This is a genomic window from Sulfurimonas sp. (genome assembly GCF_019429335.1).
Classification (GTDB): Bacteria; Campylobacterota; Campylobacteria; order Campylobacterales; family Sulfurimonadaceae; genus Sulfurimonas.
Genome location: NZ_JAHYJB010000002.1, coordinates 97,705 through 114,588, shown reverse-complemented (window position 1 = coordinate 114,588; position 16,884 = coordinate 97,705). Strand labels below are relative to the sequence as shown.

The 16,884-nt window shown below is 38.7% G+C and carries 12 protein-coding genes; 9 read left to right on the top strand and 3 right to left on the bottom strand.

Annotated features, from left to right (window positions below; genetic code table 11):
• The first annotated feature begins 4 nt into the window (after positions 1-4).
• Genes K0A91_RS01750 through K0A91_RS01740 form a run of 3 tightly spaced genes read left to right on the top strand, consistent with a single transcriptional unit; the run spans position 5 to position 5,190 of the window.
• Entirely contained in the window at positions 5-1,594 is a 1,590-nt protein-coding gene (locus K0A91_RS01750; protein ID WP_295007538.1) for an Hpt domain-containing protein, read from the top strand.
• Positions 1,594-4,800, top strand: coding sequence for an ATP-binding protein (locus tag K0A91_RS01745; protein WP_295007536.1), 3,207 nt, complete (start codon positions 1,594-1,596; stop codon positions 4,798-4,800). Before K0A91_RS01750 ends, K0A91_RS01745 begins: the two co-directional genes overlap by 1 nt.
• Before the next feature lie 15 nt (positions 4,801-4,815).
• On the top strand, positions 4,816-5,190 hold the full coding sequence (locus K0A91_RS01740; protein WP_295007534.1) for a response regulator: 375 nt from the start codon (positions 4,816-4,818) through the stop codon (positions 5,188-5,190).
• A 14-nt stretch (positions 5,191-5,204) separates the two neighbouring features.
• Here the strand turns inward: K0A91_RS01740 and lon are convergent, their stop codons facing one another.
• Positions 5,205-7,616 carry an endopeptidase La gene (gene lon / locus K0A91_RS01735; RefSeq protein WP_295007615.1) on the bottom strand — a complete coding sequence of 804 codons (2,412 nt, stop codon included), beginning with the start codon at positions 7,614-7,616 and terminating at the stop codon, positions 5,205-5,207.
• Positions 7,603-8,364 (bottom strand): outer membrane protein assembly factor BamD, encoded by a 762-nt coding sequence (gene bamD / locus K0A91_RS01730; RefSeq protein WP_295007532.1) that lies wholly within the window; start codon positions 8,362-8,364, stop codon positions 7,603-7,605. Before bamD ends, lon begins: the two co-directional genes overlap by 14 nt.
• 122 nt (positions 8,365-8,486) lie before the next feature.
• Between bamD and fliW the strand changes: the two genes are divergently transcribed.
• The 6 genes from fliW to raiA all read left to right on the top strand — a co-directional run bounded on the left by fliW (position 8,487) and on the right by raiA (position 15,005).
• Positions 8,487-8,867: a flagellar assembly protein FliW gene (gene fliW, locus K0A91_RS01725; protein ID WP_295007530.1), complete on the top strand. Its 381-nt coding sequence runs from the start codon at positions 8,487-8,489 to the stop codon at positions 8,865-8,867.
• A gap of 142 nt (positions 8,868-9,009) precedes the next feature.
• Positions 9,010-12,411 (top strand): hypothetical protein, encoded by a 3,402-nt coding sequence (locus tag K0A91_RS01720; protein WP_295007528.1) that lies wholly within the window; start codon positions 9,010-9,012, stop codon positions 12,409-12,411.
• Positions 12,405-13,046 (top strand): type II secretion system protein, encoded by a 642-nt coding sequence (locus K0A91_RS01715; protein ID WP_295007526.1) that lies wholly within the window; start codon positions 12,405-12,407, stop codon positions 13,044-13,046. The genes K0A91_RS01720 and K0A91_RS01715 overlap by 7 nt, the downstream gene beginning before the upstream one ends.
• Positions 13,046-13,960 carry a type II secretion system protein gene (locus tag K0A91_RS01710; protein WP_295007524.1) on the top strand — a complete coding sequence of 305 codons (915 nt, stop codon included), beginning with the start codon at positions 13,046-13,048 and terminating at the stop codon, positions 13,958-13,960. The genes K0A91_RS01715 and K0A91_RS01710 overlap by 1 nt, the downstream gene beginning before the upstream one ends.
• Positions 13,936-14,397, top strand: coding sequence for a hypothetical protein (locus K0A91_RS01705; RefSeq protein WP_295007522.1), 462 nt, complete (start codon positions 13,936-13,938; stop codon positions 14,395-14,397). Before K0A91_RS01710 ends, K0A91_RS01705 begins: the two co-directional genes overlap by 25 nt.
• A 65-nt stretch (positions 14,398-14,462) precedes the next feature.
• Complete coding sequence (raiA, locus tag K0A91_RS01700) at positions 14,463-15,005, top strand: ribosome-associated translation inhibitor RaiA (protein ID WP_295007520.1); 543 nt, start codon at positions 14,463-14,465, stop codon at positions 15,003-15,005.
• 18 nt (positions 15,006-15,023) lie between these two features.
• Here the strand turns inward: raiA and recG are convergent, their stop codons facing one another.
• Complete coding sequence (recG, locus tag K0A91_RS01695) at positions 15,024-16,823, bottom strand: ATP-dependent DNA helicase RecG (RefSeq protein ID WP_295007518.1); 1,800 nt, start codon at positions 16,821-16,823, stop codon at positions 15,024-15,026.
• Between the last annotated feature and the right edge of the window lie 61 nt (positions 16,824-16,884).

Sequence of the window (16,884 nt, the reverse complement as noted above, 5' to 3'; positions counted from 1 at the left end):
TTACATGTTAATTTACAATCATAAAAAAGAGTTTTTGGGAATTGATGAGAGTGATTTAAAAGCTCTCGGTCTCTCTAATCTTACAGATCTTAGTGCGGAAGCAAAAGATTTTGCGGACCTGTTTGTTAAGTCGCCGGGCTTTATTCATAATTTTAAACATGTACATTGGATTGATTATATTACATGTAACGACACCGGTGTTGATTCAAAAGCCATTATTAACGTTAAGGGAAAAGGCTATACCACAAATATTGAGGTAAGAACTATCTTCCTTACTGATAACCCGACAAAAAAAGCGTATATTATAGAGTTCTCAGGACTAAGAGGGATTTCGCGAGCCCAAGAAGAAAAACTAGTAGGCAGTGTGGCTCAAAAACCTACCCCAACTGATTCAAAGTACGAAAACTTAAGCCCTAATATAGTTAAAGATATATATGAAGATGAGTCACATGAGCCTTCTGCCGGTCTTGAAATCGACCTTGACAAGCGCCTCGATAGAGATGTTGAGATAGAAGAGGAGAAGCATGATTTAGCAGTGGCTCCTCAAGTCCTAGAAAAAAAAGAGAAGCCAAAGCCGGTTCTTGAAGAGAGTCTTAAAAAACCTCTTGCGCCAAAGATAGAGCAAAAAGAAGATGATCAGTCTCCTTTTGCACACTATGTCTACGACCCAGCTGTTGCATCAAGCGACTTAGGTCTGCCGGTTGATTTGGTAGAGGAGTTTATACAAGATTTTATCGCTCAAGCGGAGAGTTTCAAAAAGGATCTTTATGACTCTGCAAGCAGCAGAAACATGGATCATCTAAAGATTCAGTCGCACAAACTAAAAGGTGTTGCTGCAAACCTTAGAATTGAAGATGCCCTTGATGCCCTTACTATTATCAACAGCTCAGACGATGACAATGAGATTAAAACAAATCTTGACAGACTCTACAGAATTATAAGCAGACTCTCAAATAAAGAAGATGTAGTCGTTCAGAGCGTGGCAGTTACAGAAAAACCAAAAGAGGTTGAGGAAGATTTTATTTTATCATTCAAGGATGAGAGTTTTGTTCCTACAAAAAAAGCGGATAAAATAAAAACTGCTCCCGCTCTAGAGATTGACGACTCAGATGTTCCTGCCTCCATTGATATTCCTGAATTGGCAGATGATGACTTCTTAAAGCATGATGCAATCGCTAAAAAATATGAAGATGAGGCAGAGAGTGAAGAGCTGCTGCTTCTTAGTGATTCTATTGAGAGTGCTCAAGATGAGATAAAAGAAGAGGTAGAGAATAGCGTTCTTCACTACGATAAAAAGAAGATAGCTCACGATATCGGTTTGGATTTAGGAAGCTTCAATGAACTTTTTGAAGACTATCTAAATGAAACCAAAGAGCTTGCAAAATCAATGAACACTTCAGTTGAAAAGAACGACCTTTATGGATGCAGAAGTGCTGCAATAAAACTAAAAGGGATGAGTGAAAATATGAGAATTCACGATTTTGACAGCTCTCTTGAGGCTATCATTAACTCATCTGATATGTCAGGAGTTGAAGATTTCGTTAGAAGTGTCACATCAAAACTAAATCTAATCTCAAAGGCAGAGGGCAAATAATGCAGCTAGGGCTAAAAAATAGATTAAAGCTAATCAGTCTTCTGCCTATTATTATTCTCTTTTCACTAACAAGTTATTACCTTTATAACTCCTATGTCTCATTTGATGCAGCTAGAGAACTTCAAGAAAAACTAGACCAGAACAGACATCTAAACGATGTCGTCGGAAACATTGCCCGTGAACGTGGCATGAGTGCAATGTATCTCGGTGAAAAAACTGAAAATATATTAAAGTCTCTTATTGAGCAGCGAAAGATTGTTGATGAAAAAATCAGCAAATATCTTCAATATGCGCAAAACAATACGACACTGCACACCCACAAAGAAAATATAGGCAAGACAGATTGTATTACCTGTGCAAGCATTGACGATGTTATCTCTGACATGGCTAAGATAAGGGTCGTTAGATCTCTTATTGATGAGGGCAAAATAGAGTTCGAAGAGATGTTTATGGGTGTTTACATTACAATTCAAAAAAACTTCATCAAACAGTTAGAACAAATTGCGGACAACCAAATAGATAAAGAGATAAGTGAGCTCTACTCTTTGTATATCTCAATGGCAAAAGCCAAAGAGGCATCTGGAGTTGAAAGAGGCCATATGGCATATATTATCTCTCGCTCAACAGAACTTTCAAGTGATGACTTAAACAACTGGATTGCTCTTATCGGTAGAGCCGATTCGATTGGTTACGAAGGAATACGGAATAAAGTTCTTCTCCGCAAGCTTGATGCTCTTTTTAAATCAGAAGAGAGTGAAGAGTTGTTTCAAGATATAAATAGCGAAAGAACAGCAATTATTTCTGCAGCTGACAGCGGAGAATATGAAATCTCTTCAGGTGCTTGGTTTACGATGCTATCCGAGAAAATCAACACTATTTCAGAGGCTGAAGATCTGCTTTTAACCGCGATGAGCGGTAGAGCAACTGAGGTTCAAAAAGAGTCTATGCAAACACTTATCATCACACTGTCAGTCTGGCTCATAGCAATTATTCTTGCGATTCTTGGCTATATTCTCTCAAAAGAGATTACAAGCAACATCAAGCACCTTGAGGGCGTACTTGAAAAAGTTGCTGAGGATTACGATTCTCAAGATAGAAATATCAATCTTCATACTTCTCAGGGTACCGACTTGGCTTATGAACTTCTTGAGCAGATTATCGAGCAGACCAAAAAAGATAAAATTTCTGCTCAAGAGGCTAGTGAAGCAAAATCTATGTTCTTGGCGAACATGTCGCACGAAATCCGTACCCCGCTAAACGGTATCGTCGGATTTACAGAACTTCTTAAAGATTCAGGACTGCAAGAGGAACAGCGTGAATTTGTTGATATTATTGAAAAAAGCTCGGAGAACCTGCTTGAGATTATCAATAATATTCTTGACCTCTCTAAAATTGAGAGCAATAAACTTGAAATCGAACATATTGCATTTAATCCTATTGTAGAGTTTGAGAGTGCTGTTGAAGTTTATGCGGTTCGTGCAAGCGAAAAGCATATCAACCTCGGCTGTTTCATCGACCCTAGTCTTGAGTTTCCCCTTAAAGGAGACCCTACAAAACTTAAAGAAGTTATTATCAACCTTCTCTCGAATGCGGTTAAATTTACAAACAATGTTGGCTCTATAAATGTCAATATCAGAAGAGTAACCTCTAGCGAAATAGGCAAAACAAGGGTCAAGTTTGAGATTCAAGACAGCGGTATCGGTGTTACAAGTGAACAAAAGTCTAAAATCTTCGAGGCATTTTCTCAAGCCGATACATCTATTACTCGTAAATATGGCGGAACTGGACTTGGACTCACAATTTCAAGCAACTTCGTTGAACTTATGGGCGGAAAACTTGACTTGGACAGCAAGATTGGAGAAGGTACTACTTTCTACTTTACTATTGATTTTGAAGAGGTTGAGACGCTAAATGAGAGTTCTAAAGATAGCTTCAACACCCTAAAAGCGCTTATCTTGAGTGATTCACTAAAACTTAAAAAACAAGACAGATACCTAAGAGAGTATCTTGACTACTATGGGGTGGAATATACAACATTTAAAGAGATTGGCAAAATAGAGATTCTTCAAAAAGAGACAAACTACAATCTTCTCTTTGTTGATTACGATTATATAAACGAGGAGTCTCTTCGCGAACTTGCTAAATTCCCGCAGGAGTTGGTAGTTCTTACAAAATCAAACCTGATGAAGAGAATAGATTCACTTGGTTTTAATATATTTAAAATCCTGTATGAGCCCATACATACTTCAAAAATTAAACAGACATTGGAAAACTATGTTTTATTAAATTCAGCTACTCAAGTTGTTAAAAAACAGTCTCGTAAAAAGTTTGACCTGAATAAATCTAAGTTTGTTGCGGATGTTTTGGTTGCAGAAGACAATATAATAAACCAAAAACTAATTAAAAGAACGCTTGAAGATTTAGGACTAAACGTAACTATTGCTAACAACGGTCTAGATGCGTTTCAAAAGAGAAAAGACGGCAAATTTGACCTTATTTTTATGGATATTCAGATGCCATTCCTTGATGGTGTTGAGGCAACGGCGGAGATTTTAGAGTGGGAGCATGACTACAAACAGCCTCACACGCCTATTGTTGCTCTTACTGCAAACGCCCTAAAAGGAGACAGAGAGAAATTCCTTGCCGCAGGACTTGATGAGTACACAACCAAGCCTCTTGTCCGTGCTGAGATAATCTCCATGCTTAACAACTTCCTTGCAGATTGCATTGTTGAGGCTGCCGATATGCCAAAAGCAAAAGCTAGTGAACCACAAAGCATAAGCGCAGAAGACGTTCTTGTCGAAAAACTAAGCGAGGCACAGGGTCGCACGGCTCCTGAATATAGAGCAGATATATTGATAGCTAAAAAGAGCGCTTTTGAAACTAGGCTATATATAAAAGTAATTGAGGCAATGGAGGGGCTTACATATGAAGTTGCCTCCTCTTTGGTTGACTTCCAAGAACTGATAAACAACTACTCTTACAAAGTTGTTCTTTTTGATAAAGAGTACAGTGACTTAGATGTTGAAGATATGGCTTCAAGTATCAGAAAACTAAGTGCTTCTAACGGACTTGAATCACATATAGTATTGGTTGACGACTCTATACAAAAAGATGCTTTAAGCAAAAAAGAACATGTAGATGAAATCATAAACAACGTAGTAAACAGAGACCTTTTAAAGTCACTGTTTGCAAAATATGCTTAATAAGGGAAAAAACAGATGTCAAAAGAGTTAATAATATTAGCGGTCGACGATGATTTAATAAATCTAAAGCTTTTAAAGTCTATGCTAATGAGGAATCCAGATGTAAAAGAGGTGATAGAGGCAAAAAACGGAGCAGATGCAATAACTCATATCAAATCAAGATCTGACATAAGTCTTATCCTTTTAGATATTATCATGCCTATTATGAACGGACTAGAAGTTCTGAGAGTTGTCCGCTCAGACGACAATATTGAGCAGCTTCCGATTATAGTTTTAACAACAGATGAGACTAAAAAGAGAGAGGCTTTAGAACTTGGCGCTAATGACTTTTTAATGAAGCCTATAAGAAGTGTGGAGTTAATGCAGAAAATAGATTCGATTACAATTTAATATCTAAATCGGTTTTAAACCAAAACATGGTTTAAAACCTCTTCTATCCTGCTTACTGAAACAATCTCAAGAGACTCTTTTACCTCATCAGGAATATCTTCTAAATCTCTCTCATAATTTTTTGCAGGTATAAGCACCTTACTCATCTCCGCCTTGTGTGCCGCGATAAGCTTCTCTCTAAGTCCGCCAATCGGTAAAACATCCCCGCTAAGTGAAACTTCGCCCGTCATTGCAACTTCCGAGCGAACTTTTCTGCCGCTTAAAATCGAAGCTATTGCGCTTACAAGAGCTATGCCGGCACTTGGTCCGTCTTTTGGTGTTGCTCCGTCTGGAACGTGAATATGGAGGTCATAACGCTTATAAACTTCACTGGAGTCAATTTTGATTTTGTCCTCTATTTCTTTTGGAGAAAGCGGAATATTTTTAGCGTCAATTTTTAATTTTTTAGTATCTATCAATGTTTTTACAACACTGTATGCAATTATCGCCGACTCTTTCATAACGTCGCCAAGACTGCCGGTAAGCTGCATTGTGCCTTTGCCTTTTATACGGATACTCTCTATTTTTAAAACATCGCCGCCTACTGCCGTCCAAGCTAGACCGTTAACTACTCCAACAACCGGTACTTTTGTTGTTTTTTCTATCTCGAAAACTGTTTTGTCAAAGTACTCTTTGAGATTTTTTAGTGTTAGAGAGACTTTAGTAACCTCAGGATTCTCAAGAATTTCACGGGCAACTTTTCTAGCCATATTTGCAAGACGGCGGCGAAGGTTACGCACTCCAGCTTCACGGGTATAACTATGAATCAGCTCTTTTAAGGCAGATTTTGAGATATTAACTTCTGATTTTCTAAGACCGTGTTTTTTAAGCTCCTGCGGCAGAAGATATCTTTGAGCAATCTCAAACTTCTCTTGGGGAGTGTACGAACTTATGCCGATAAACTCCATTCTGTCGCGAAGCGGTGCCGGAATATTTCCCACATCGTTTGCAGTTGCAATAAAAATAACCTTTGAGAGGTCAATATTAAAGTTAAGATAGTAATCGCGAAACTCTCTGTTTTGTTCTGGGTCCAGTATCTCTAGGAGTGCGGCTGTAGGATCGCCTCTTCCTGTTTTTGCAACTTTATCAATCTCATCCAGAACAACTACAGGGTTCATTTTTTTAGCATCTATAAGACCTTGCGTTATACGCCCCGGCATTGCGCCGACATAAGTTCTTCTATGTCCTCTAAGCTCATTTACGTCTTCTAGTCCGCCGAGCGCTATTCTAATGAGCGGTCTCTTTAGAGCCTCAGCAATTGAGTTTGCGAGTGATGTTTTACCTACTCCCGGAGGTCCCCAAAAACAGAGAATAGCACCTGAATTTCCTTTTGCGCCTCTTAGCTCCATTAGCTCTTTGACAGCAAAAAACTCAGCTATTCTCTGCTTTGGTTTCTCCAGAGAGAAGTGGTCTTTATCCAGCTGGCTCTCCACTTCGCTTATTTTGAGCTTTTTCTTGCTCTCATCTCCAAAAGGAATCTCTAAAGCCCAGTCAAGATACGTTTGTGTCATAGAAGCATCTGAAGAGTCAGGATGCATGCGCGAAAGCCTCTCTATCTGCTTATTTACCTCTTTGTAAGCCTCTGCGTTCATCTTCTCTTTCTTTGCATCAAGCTTTCTTCTGTACTCCTGCATCTCTTCATCTCTTGAGGTATCGCTGCCGAGCTCTTTTTGAATCTGCTTTAACTGCTCTTTTAGAAAATACTCTTTATTTACCTTCTCTATATGCGTATGAACTTTTGAGCGAATCTCTTTTTGAAGCTTATTGGCTTCAATCTCATCAATTATATGCTCTATCAAATCTAAAAATCTCTTCTCTGTATTTGACTCGACAAAAAGTCCGTAAGCCTGCTCTTTTTTTAACTTTATTGTGCTGCAGATAAGGTCTATAATACGGTTATAGTCATGATTCTCTTCAATTGTTCTAAGCAAATCAGGCGGAAAATAGTTACTTACATTTGCAAGCGTTCTAACTTTTTCGCGAAGTATTTCTAATATTGCGTCTATCTTTAGAGAGCTGACATTTGTAGCATTTATAACATCTACATGTGCGATGAGAGGATTCTCTGAAATCTTCTCAATCACCTTTGCACGGGCAAGCCCTTGAAAAAGAACTTTAACTCTTCCATCCGGAAGTGAAACTTTTCTCATTATCGCACCCGCTACGCCGGCATCATAAAGAGACTCAAATGCTCTCTCGCCCTCATGAGTAGGCTTTGTAGGACAGACGATAACCAAAGAACCCTCTTCTATGGCTTTTGTAGCTGCTTGTATATTGCTCTCATCGCTTAAAAAAAGCGGAGCAATCATAAACGGATATAAGAAAATCTCATCTTCGGCAATTACCGGTATATCTGCAGGAAAATTACTGTAATCACTCAGCTTCATTAGCATCTCCCGCCATATCGTCATCTTCTGATATTGAGTTTCTTGAAACAACGCTTTTTGTATCAGGTATCATAAAATCATACCAGCTAGATGTGCCGTCTCCCTCAAACCATGAGCGGTACCAAGGAGCAGTCGCTCCGCTTATCTCCTCAGATTTTATCCACGGCTGGGGATTTACATTTTTGTAATATGCTGCACTTTTTGGCTTATCAAGTCTCTCATAAAGGTCTACTATCTCCTCATTTAGCGCGTACTGTGCAAGGTAGAGACGAGTAAGCATTGTGTTTACGATTTCGCCATACATAGAGTTTGGATAGTTGTTTTTGAACGCCTCACCCTGCTCTATTGCCTCGTCTATAAGCGCTTGATCTCGTCTTGGATTTGGAAGGGCTTTATATTTTGCTTTTATCTTTAAAAACTCAGCCTCCTCTTTTTCATTCGGCGTTGCATATCTCTTTATGTACTCATCCAAAAAATGCTCACTTAAGAGATACTCTTCGTGGTTCATGTGGGCAAGCGCAAGTATCATCGTAGCTTCTGGGAGCAAAGGAGAACCTATATGCTCTCCTTGAAGTGAGCTGTAGTAGTAATCTGCTTGATCCAAATTACCGCGAGAAACATTTCCCACTATTTTGGAATACCAATACATAGCAGGTTTGTTATACTCCCCAACGCTGCTCTTTGAACAGTTTGTAAAAAGAAGTGCTATAGGCAAAAGAGCAATAAGCTTATAAGTTTTAAATTTCATTAAATATATTCCTGTTTATAAATAGGTTGATATTTTATCTAAAAGATATATAACACTCATTAAACTAGGTACATTTTATGCTTAAAGTGCTACAATTAACAAAATATACGAGAAGGCTTTTTATGAAATTTGATGTGTGTGTACCTATTTTAGGCTTTGAAAATGTAAAACAGGTAACCTTGGAAAAAATAGACGATATTTTTATGAGAATGCAGTCGGTTGATGACAAATATATAACTTTTACGCTGATTGATCCCTTTGTTCTCATAGATTATGACTTTGAAATTCCAGACAATACACAACAACTGCTCGGCATAGACAAAAACTCAAATCTCATCATTTTAAATATTGTCCTTATCCAATCACCGATAGAAGATTCAGTTGTAAACTTTATAGGACCTATGGTTTTTAACACTGACAACAACAAAGCTGCTCAAATCATCCTCTCAGAATCCACAAAATATGGTGTTGCAGAAAAAATTTCTAATTTTTTAAAGAAGTAGTTATTTTTTCAAAAGATTTAGAAATAATTTAACAGCACGGCAACTCTTTGCCTCGCTAAAATCATTAAGCGCTTATTAAGTACATCTGGTAGTATAATGTAATATCAATAAGTCAAGCTTTTGCTTTTACTTGGAGGACCCAATGAATCTATTTCGCTCTTTTTTAATTGTTTTGTTTTTTACGTTTTCTCTTCATGCAGATGACCTATGTTATGAAAATCCTTATAACAGTGGCTTCTTTTTCACGAAAAATATTATTCCAATAAAACATACAGACAATGGAACTGTCTTAGAAAATGTAAAGATTATTTATGCAATTTCTGGTTTTTCTTTTAGTTTTATGGAGACAATAGGCATAGATGGCAACACTTTTTCTGCTACCGTTGGTGATGATGACGCTGAAAGAAATTCACTTATTAGTATGAATTTTGGAACGGGAATGCCAAATTTTTCAATGTTTGATAAAGGGTATAACTACTATCTTCATCAAATGTCTAACGGAGAAGTGCAAGAAACTTGGACAAGTGAGTTCTTTTTTACCAACTGGATGAGTGAGTTTTTCTCATCCACTAAACTATTTGCAGAATATTACAAAAATGGAGAGTTTTATCGTGTTATACTAAACCCTTGTAGCGGCAATGATGTTACCGTTCCAACAGTAAGTGTTGCTGATGCTTCCATGCAGTCACCTACACAAGACGCCATCATGACTTTCAATGTTACTCTCAGTGGAACATTAAGTTCAGAGATAGAAACAGACTCTTACATACACTACAAAACTCTTAACGACACTGCTGTTGCTGGAGTCGACTACATAGCTGTTGACAATACGCTTATGGTTCCTGCCGGGCAAATAAGTGCAGATATTACTGTCACCATCAAAGCAGGTGCAAGCGGTAAGTTTAAACTTCTCTTAGACAATGCTTACGGTGCCTCCATAAGCGATGGCGAGGCGATAGGTTCTGTTTATAGTGAGTACGGACTTTGTTATGCCGGCTCAACAGGAGACAATATTAACACTGGAAAATGTATACTTGCAGGAGCTTTTTACTCAGCAACGAACAAAACACCGCATGATTGTGATGCACAAGTGACTATTGTAAATAGAGATGGTGATGCTCTAAGCAATGTAAGTGTTTTTAAAATATATGACTCAAATGCAAATAGTGGAACATGTTCCGGCGGCGACTCTTGCAACGGTCCATCTATCAGATCTATCAGCGGATTTCCCGATCATAATAGCGGCTATGAGTATATTTGGCCCTCTTTTGCAGGAGACTCAAATCAAACTGTAACAGATTCAGACACATGGTCTTCCTCCGGTGATTTCGACGATATCATTCTCTATGGTTCTTATACAAAAGATGGCTTGAACTATGCTCAAAAGATTAGCTCTTGCGGTGGAGGCGGAGGTTACATTGAAGAGGGCTTAGGCAATGGTGACTTTATTGATACGAACATTAATACTGCTGCCTTAAGCAATGCTTACAATGCAAGTACAGATACCAGTTCTTTAGGTTTAAAGTTTATTAAAACCAAAATTGCATCTGAAACTACGCCGCTTACGGCAGTTTACTTAAATGATTTTGGCGTAAATGCAGATTATGATAACAATTCAAGTGGGGATGTAGATAAAAAACTATGGTTTGCAATTCCGGTGCTTAATGATTTAGATGCTACAGGAGGATGTCCGTCTGCAAATTCATCTTTACTGCAACAAATCATTGATCCCGCTACCAATCTGCAAGCTATTTTTACCATTAAAGACTCAGGAGCATCTGATTATTCTCAAACAAAAGATGTCATCATCCCTGCAAATGCTTCAAAAAATGCCAAAATAGAGATGATAATTGTTGATACAAGCAAATTAAACGAAGATGCTCAAAACTGCGTTGAAGTGAGTTCTACTACCGGAAACTTAGAAGGTCTTGGTCAGTGTGTAAATAGTGCAGTACAGTATGTTGATGCATACGGTCAAACTGCCTATGAGAGATGTGCAATCAACGACACATACGGTAAGCCTTGCTTATCACAGAACAACGGGGCAGGAACTGGATTGTTTAATAGTCCATTAGGTTGTTTTATGTGTACTTTTTATGCGGGAACTGCATGTAGTAGTGATGACTTCGCCATCAGACCAAACGATTTCAATGCCACAATAGCCCCTAATGAAATTTTTACGGCGGGTAACCCTAAAACTATTACATTTAGAGCTGATAATTCCGTAGGTGCTCCGACCAATAACTATAATGAAGTAGAGGATGACTCTTTCTTTGTCGATGTCAATATCAGCGATAGCTCTAAAACATGTCAAGAATCTTCCATCAACTTCTCTCCATCTGTTAATTTTACAAATGGAGCAGTCACAGATGATTACACACTTCACAATGTAGGCGACTTTAATGTGACAATAGCAGAGAGAGTGGGTTACGAATTTGCGCTTGTAGATACAGATGACACACTAGATCCTGCAGATAGACTGATAACTCCTTATACACAACAGATAAAAGTAATCCCTGACCATTTTGAGGTAGTAGGAGGTCTAACAAACGGTTCGAACGGTTTTACATACCTCTCAAATTTTGAAGAGCACAACACAACTCTAAGCCGTGATATTTCGGCATCGCTAGACTTAAATGTTTCAGCGCAAAAAGCAGATAACAACATTACCTCAAACTATACTCAGGAGTGTTATGCAAAGGATGGGAATATAACACTTGCTTTAGCGCCTATCGTTATCAATCCTACAAATTCACTAACAGAGTTACTTTGGTACCATTATGATAATGACGGTGATACTAATGGCTCGATAGACTTAAACACAACTCTACCACCATATGTTATACCATTTTTAAGTACACATTTTGACAGCAACGACACAAACGGAACGGCGAACTTCAACTACAAAATAAATTTTGACAGAAATTTAACAAAAGTTGTAAACCCGTTTATGGTTGTAGTTACAGCTATAGATGCTGAAGATAATGATAGCGTTACCGGCAATAATTCCCTTGACAGTAATGCTACATTTGCTTACGGTCGCACACATGCTTCAAGACAGAGATATAGTTGTACTACTTCTCCTTGTGTTAAAAATGCAAACATCTACTTTGAGTCTTACTGTTTTGGAACTGGCTGCGACAAAACTCTACTTAACGGATTTAGCCCAAATCTTATGAGAACAGATGACGTAAGGTGGTATATAAATGAAGCGCATGTGCTTCCAAATGATGGAATAGTGGGTGCTGTTAGTGAAAAGGTTGCTACACCCCATGTAACAGAAACAGCATCAGTGACAAATACCAACCCGATACGACAAACAACAACTTTAAGATATAACGGTTCAAAAGGCTACCCATACAAAACGACTATGCAAAATGAAGCATCTCCATGGCTCATCTACAACGAAAGCGACCCTTTTGCTACTAGAAATGAGTTCCAAGTTGAGTTTGATAACGCAGGTGATTGGACAGGGGAGCATGATACGGACACGACTACAAAAACTCCAGACGGAACGACAACCAATAGGAGAATAATGTGGTAAATAGAAAAACTGCTCTTGGTAGATTTGCTTTTACCATGATAGAGCTCATATTTGCAATTGTCGTTATCTCCATTGCCGTAATAACTCTGCCTATGATGGCCCAGATTACCTCAAAGGGCATCGAGGAGAACATAGTTCAGGAGGCTATCTTTGCGGCTTCTGCAGAGTTAATGGGAGCGACATCTTACTATTGGGATGCATACTCTATGAATGACTATAATCTCAGTCACTTAGAGAGAGTAATAGACATCGGCGGTGTATGTGAAAACAATAGTTCTGACCCCGACTACAGACTAAGACTGGGACATGTTAATCAGCCATACCATAGAAGATGTTTGGATAGCAGTGCAATAAACATTCCTGCAAACACCTCAGGCGGAGTTTTTCCAACTTTAAACGATGCTACTCATGGAAGCGAACTTATCTTTACGGATGCTACAAAAAATGCCACAGGGTATAAAAACAATTACTACAGTATTGTTTCGATTTCAAATGTTGATGAAACAGGGGCGACTGACAATAATATTAAAAAAATTACTGTTACGGTTACTGACTCTGACGACAATAATATTACTGCGCTAAGTGTTTATAGCACCAACATCGGCGAGATAGATTTTTATAAGAGGAGATTTTGATGCGTAAATCTGCCTTTACACTCTTAGAGCTCATCTTTGTTATAGTAGTTATCGGAATTCTGAGCAAATACGGTGTCGAACTTCTTTCTCAAGCATATAAAAACTTTATATTCTCAAGTGTAAACAACGCTCTGCAGGCAAACAGCGCGGCGGCTGTAGAATCTATAGCTTCAAGACTGCAGTACCGCATAAAAGACTCTGTCATAGCAAGAGAGCTTGATGGAACATTTAGCGGACTTCCAGGCTATACGGCGGCAACTGCCCCTATTTTGGAGTGGGTCGGAGCTGATGTAGACGGCTTTAGGGGCAATACTCCCACTGGAGCTGTTTATTTACCGCACTGGAGCGGGATAATAGACATCAAGTCATCCTCTTCTGCTGTATTAACCTCTCCGGGAACGGACACAGGAGCGCTAAATACACTAATAGGAGTACTCTCAAACGGTGGTAGCGGCATTAATGATGCAGCTCTCTACTTCGTAGGCTCTGACAGCGATATTCAAAACGGATACGGCTGGACCATAGGCGGTGGCACTTTGAGCGACCATAACACAAGCGTTATGCACCCAATAAAGAGCGTTGCTGGTGAACCTACTCAATTTGAATCTAGTACGGCAACTGATTTTAGCGGCGCAAATATATATGAGTACTACCAGCTTGCATGGACCGCGTACGCCGTCGGTATAACTGACTACAATGCATCGACAAGCACAGGCACGCTTATGCTCTACTATGACTATCAGCCATGGAATGGTGGAAAATATAGTGATGCCAACACAAAAAAAGTAGTGCTTATGAATGACGTAAGTACGTTCCAGTTTAAAGCTGTCGGTTCAATAGTAAAAATTCAAGTGTGTGTAAATTCTGATTTAATGGAGGATTATTCGTTATGCAAAGAAAAAACTATATTCTAAAAGCGTATCCTCGCCAAAAAAAAGGGTTTGCGATGATTACCGCGATAATAGTGGTTTTAATCATCTCTACAATTATGGCTCTCTCTCTTGCTCTAACAGCTCAAACAAGTAAAAGAACCATAGACTTGTATCTGTATGAACAAGTAGCACTGCATGCAAAAAGTGCTGCTGAGTTGGCACTTTTGGATATAGCACAAGGCGGACCTTGTACAACTATTGCTCCATACACAATTGATGGCTTTTATGACGTAAATGTAAGTTTAAAATACATTTATACAAACCCTTCTCCATGCTCTTTGGCTCTAACATACTTTGAAGTTGCGACACCGGAACAAAACGGTTCTGTGTTAATGGATATGACAGTAAGTGTAAGAGCAGACCAAAATCTTAGCACAGAACCTATCCGTTACTTTAGAAGAAGCATCCAAAAACTCTAAATTGTAAAATATTGTAAACCATTTAATGATATAATAATTCATATTTAGAGACTAAAGGATTTAACATGAATATATCATTAACAGGAAGACATTTAGAGCTTACAGAACCCATCAAGACTTATATGAATTCATCTATCGAAACACTTAGCAAGTACAACATGGATATTATCTCCGTCAATGTTATCGTATCAACTCAAACAAAAAAGGGGAAAGAGCAGTCTGTAATAGAGTATGTTATAAACCTTGCTCACAAAAATTCTATAGTTATCAAACAAAATGACCAAGACCTCTATGCTGCTATAGATTTGGCGACTGCTAGAGCTCAAAAAGCTATGCGCCGTATGCATGACAAAGAGAGCAACCACTATAAAGAGGGCATAAACGAAGCTAAAAGTGAAGCTAGTGCAAATGTGGACCTGCATGAAGCAGGCGAAGCTATGGAGGACGAGATTGTCCCAGTTGAGCTTCCTCTTTACAAACCTCGCGAAGTTGAAGATGTTCTAAACGACATCAAAGAGAACAAAAAACTCTTTGAAATCTTTATAGACAATGAGGGCAAAACTCGTGTTCTATACAAAAGAAATGACGGAAGATTTGGTCTATATTAATCTGCATGTAAAAGGAGGTCAACTCCTTTTGCTTAAATCCATTTTCACACATTTTACTATCTCCTCATCTTCTGCCAAATCAATCCATCTAAACTGGCTTCCGCTTTGATTGTGTCCTTTTAGTAAATCACCGCCTTTTCTAAACTTCAAATCAAGATTTGCAATATCAAAACCGCTTGCTGTTTGTGTAAATCTATCTAATCGCTCGGACGAACTTTGGTTTGTATATAAGAAACAGTAGCCCTTTAAGCCTCTGCGGCTAACTCTGCCGCGAAGCTGATGAAGCGTGGAGAGCCCTAGCCTCTCGGCTCCGACTATTACAACCGTGCTTAATTTTGAGAGTGATATACCCACCTCCACAACGGTAGTGGCGATGAGAATCGCACCTTTTTTGTCAAACTCCTGCAAAACTTCCTCTTTCTCCTTATCCTTTCCATGGGTAACATAAACATTGTTAAAATTATTCTCCCAAAATCCTCTCGCCTCGTCAATACTTTGATAGCCTAAAAGTTCGCTCTGCTCAACCAGCGGATATACGAGCAAAATCTGATTGTCTGAGGCTATTTCGTTTTTTATATGCGTCAATAAATCTTTAAAATCACTTTTATGAATTACTCTGCTTGTTATATCTTTTTTAAACGGTGTAGTTGTAATAAGTGAGACATCTATGTGCGCGGTCTCTATCATCGCCTGAGTTCTAGGGATTGGTGTTGCAGAAAACTGCAAGAAATGGGGTCTAAGCTCTCCTGAGCTTACCAACTTCTCAAGCAAATTTCTCTGCGCCGTTCCAAAACGGTGCTGCTCATCAACCATGACAAGAAAGGCACATGGGAGTTCTCGATAAAGCAGCGCATGCGTACCGATGATAAAGTCATATGCGTCAAGATTTATAGCTTTTGTTCTGTTTGTTACAAGTGCTATCTTCATCATGGGAAGAAACTTTTTTGCTTCTTCATAAAGTTGATTCGCAAGTATCGTTGTCGGAGCCATAAGAACAGAACGATTTGGAAGCATCATGAAAGCCGACGCCAGAATTACCATAGTTTTTCCGCTTCCTACATCTCCGACTATCATCCGTCTTGCAGAGACCTCTTTGCTAAAATCTGCTTTTATCTCCTCTATGCTCTTTATCTGCTCATTCGTTAATCTAAAAGGCAAACTCTCCGCCCACTTCTCATAATCATTACATGTAGAAGTTAACGCCTTAAAATATCTTCTCTTGTTTGAGAGCTGTTTCATATAGCTAAAGAGTTCCGTATATTTAAGAGCCTTAATCGTTTTTGGTTCCAAATCTCTTAAATTAGGCACTTTTTGCGCAGGAAAATGAACATGTAAAAGCTCTCTTGCAATCTCTTCTTTGATTCCCTCAGAGATTAAATTCTCTTTTGTCAAACAACTTTGCATAAGCCGAAGCATAATATCACTTCTCAAGACTGATTTGTACTTTGGAGTAATCGCACCGATATTTGTCACTTTTTTTGGCATGCTTATACTGCATAAACCGCCTTTACATTCAACCATCCCGTAGTAATAATCTCTCTCGCCTACTTTAAACTGATGCATCATGTAGGGTTTTGGGCGAAACAGTACACCCGTGATGAGATGACCGAAATTGTGGGCAAAGAAAGTTATCTGAAGAGAATTTGGAGCTCTGTAAACCGACTCAACCGTAGCGTCGATGAGCTGCATGGCGTGAGTTTGAAGTTCGTCGGAGATTCTTAAATCTTCATAAGAGGAGGGGATAAGAAGAGCAAACTCGCAACAGCTGCCGATGTCCAGCTTTTTAAACTTCTCTTCTTGCTCTTTTGTTATGTTCATCTTAAATCCTTAGTATCAAATACTACCTATTTTCATGAACTACATGTTAAAAATATTGCGT

What these genes read in the sequence shown, in the direction of transcription:
- bamD (WP_295007532.1), bottom strand. Translation starts at nt 8,364, where the DNA reads ATGAAATTTAAAACTTATAAGCTTATTGCTCTTTTGCCTATAGCACTT.
- K0A91_RS01710 (WP_295007524.1), top strand. Translation starts at nt 13,046, where the DNA reads ATGCGTAAATCTGCCTTTACACTCTTAGAGCTCATCTTTGTTATAGTA.
- K0A91_RS01745 (WP_295007536.1), top strand. Translation starts at nt 1,594, where the DNA reads ATGCAGCTAGGGCTAAAAAATAGATTAAAGCTAATCAGTCTTCTGCCT.
- raiA (WP_295007520.1), top strand. Translation starts at nt 14,463, where the DNA reads ATGAATATATCATTAACAGGAAGACATTTAGAGCTTACAGAACCCATC.
- recG (WP_295007518.1), bottom strand. Translation starts at nt 16,823, where the DNA reads ATGAACATAACAAAAGAGCAAGAAGAGAAGTTTAAAAAGCTGGACATC.
- K0A91_RS01740 (WP_295007534.1), top strand. Translation starts at nt 4,816, where the DNA reads ATGTCAAAAGAGTTAATAATATTAGCGGTCGACGATGATTTAATAAAT.
- K0A91_RS01750 (WP_295007538.1), top strand. Translation starts at nt 5, where the DNA reads ATGTTAATTTACAATCATAAAAAAGAGTTTTTGGGAATTGATGAGAGT.
- K0A91_RS01705 (WP_295007522.1), top strand. Translation starts at nt 13,936, where the DNA reads ATGCAAAGAAAAAACTATATTCTAAAAGCGTATCCTCGCCAAAAAAAA.
- lon (WP_295007615.1), bottom strand. Translation starts at nt 7,616, where the DNA reads ATGAAGCTGAGTGATTACAGTAATTTTCCTGCAGATATACCGGTAATT.
- fliW (WP_295007530.1), top strand. Translation starts at nt 8,487, where the DNA reads ATGAAATTTGATGTGTGTGTACCTATTTTAGGCTTTGAAAATGTAAAA.
- K0A91_RS01720 (WP_295007528.1), top strand. Translation starts at nt 9,010, where the DNA reads ATGAATCTATTTCGCTCTTTTTTAATTGTTTTGTTTTTTACGTTTTCT.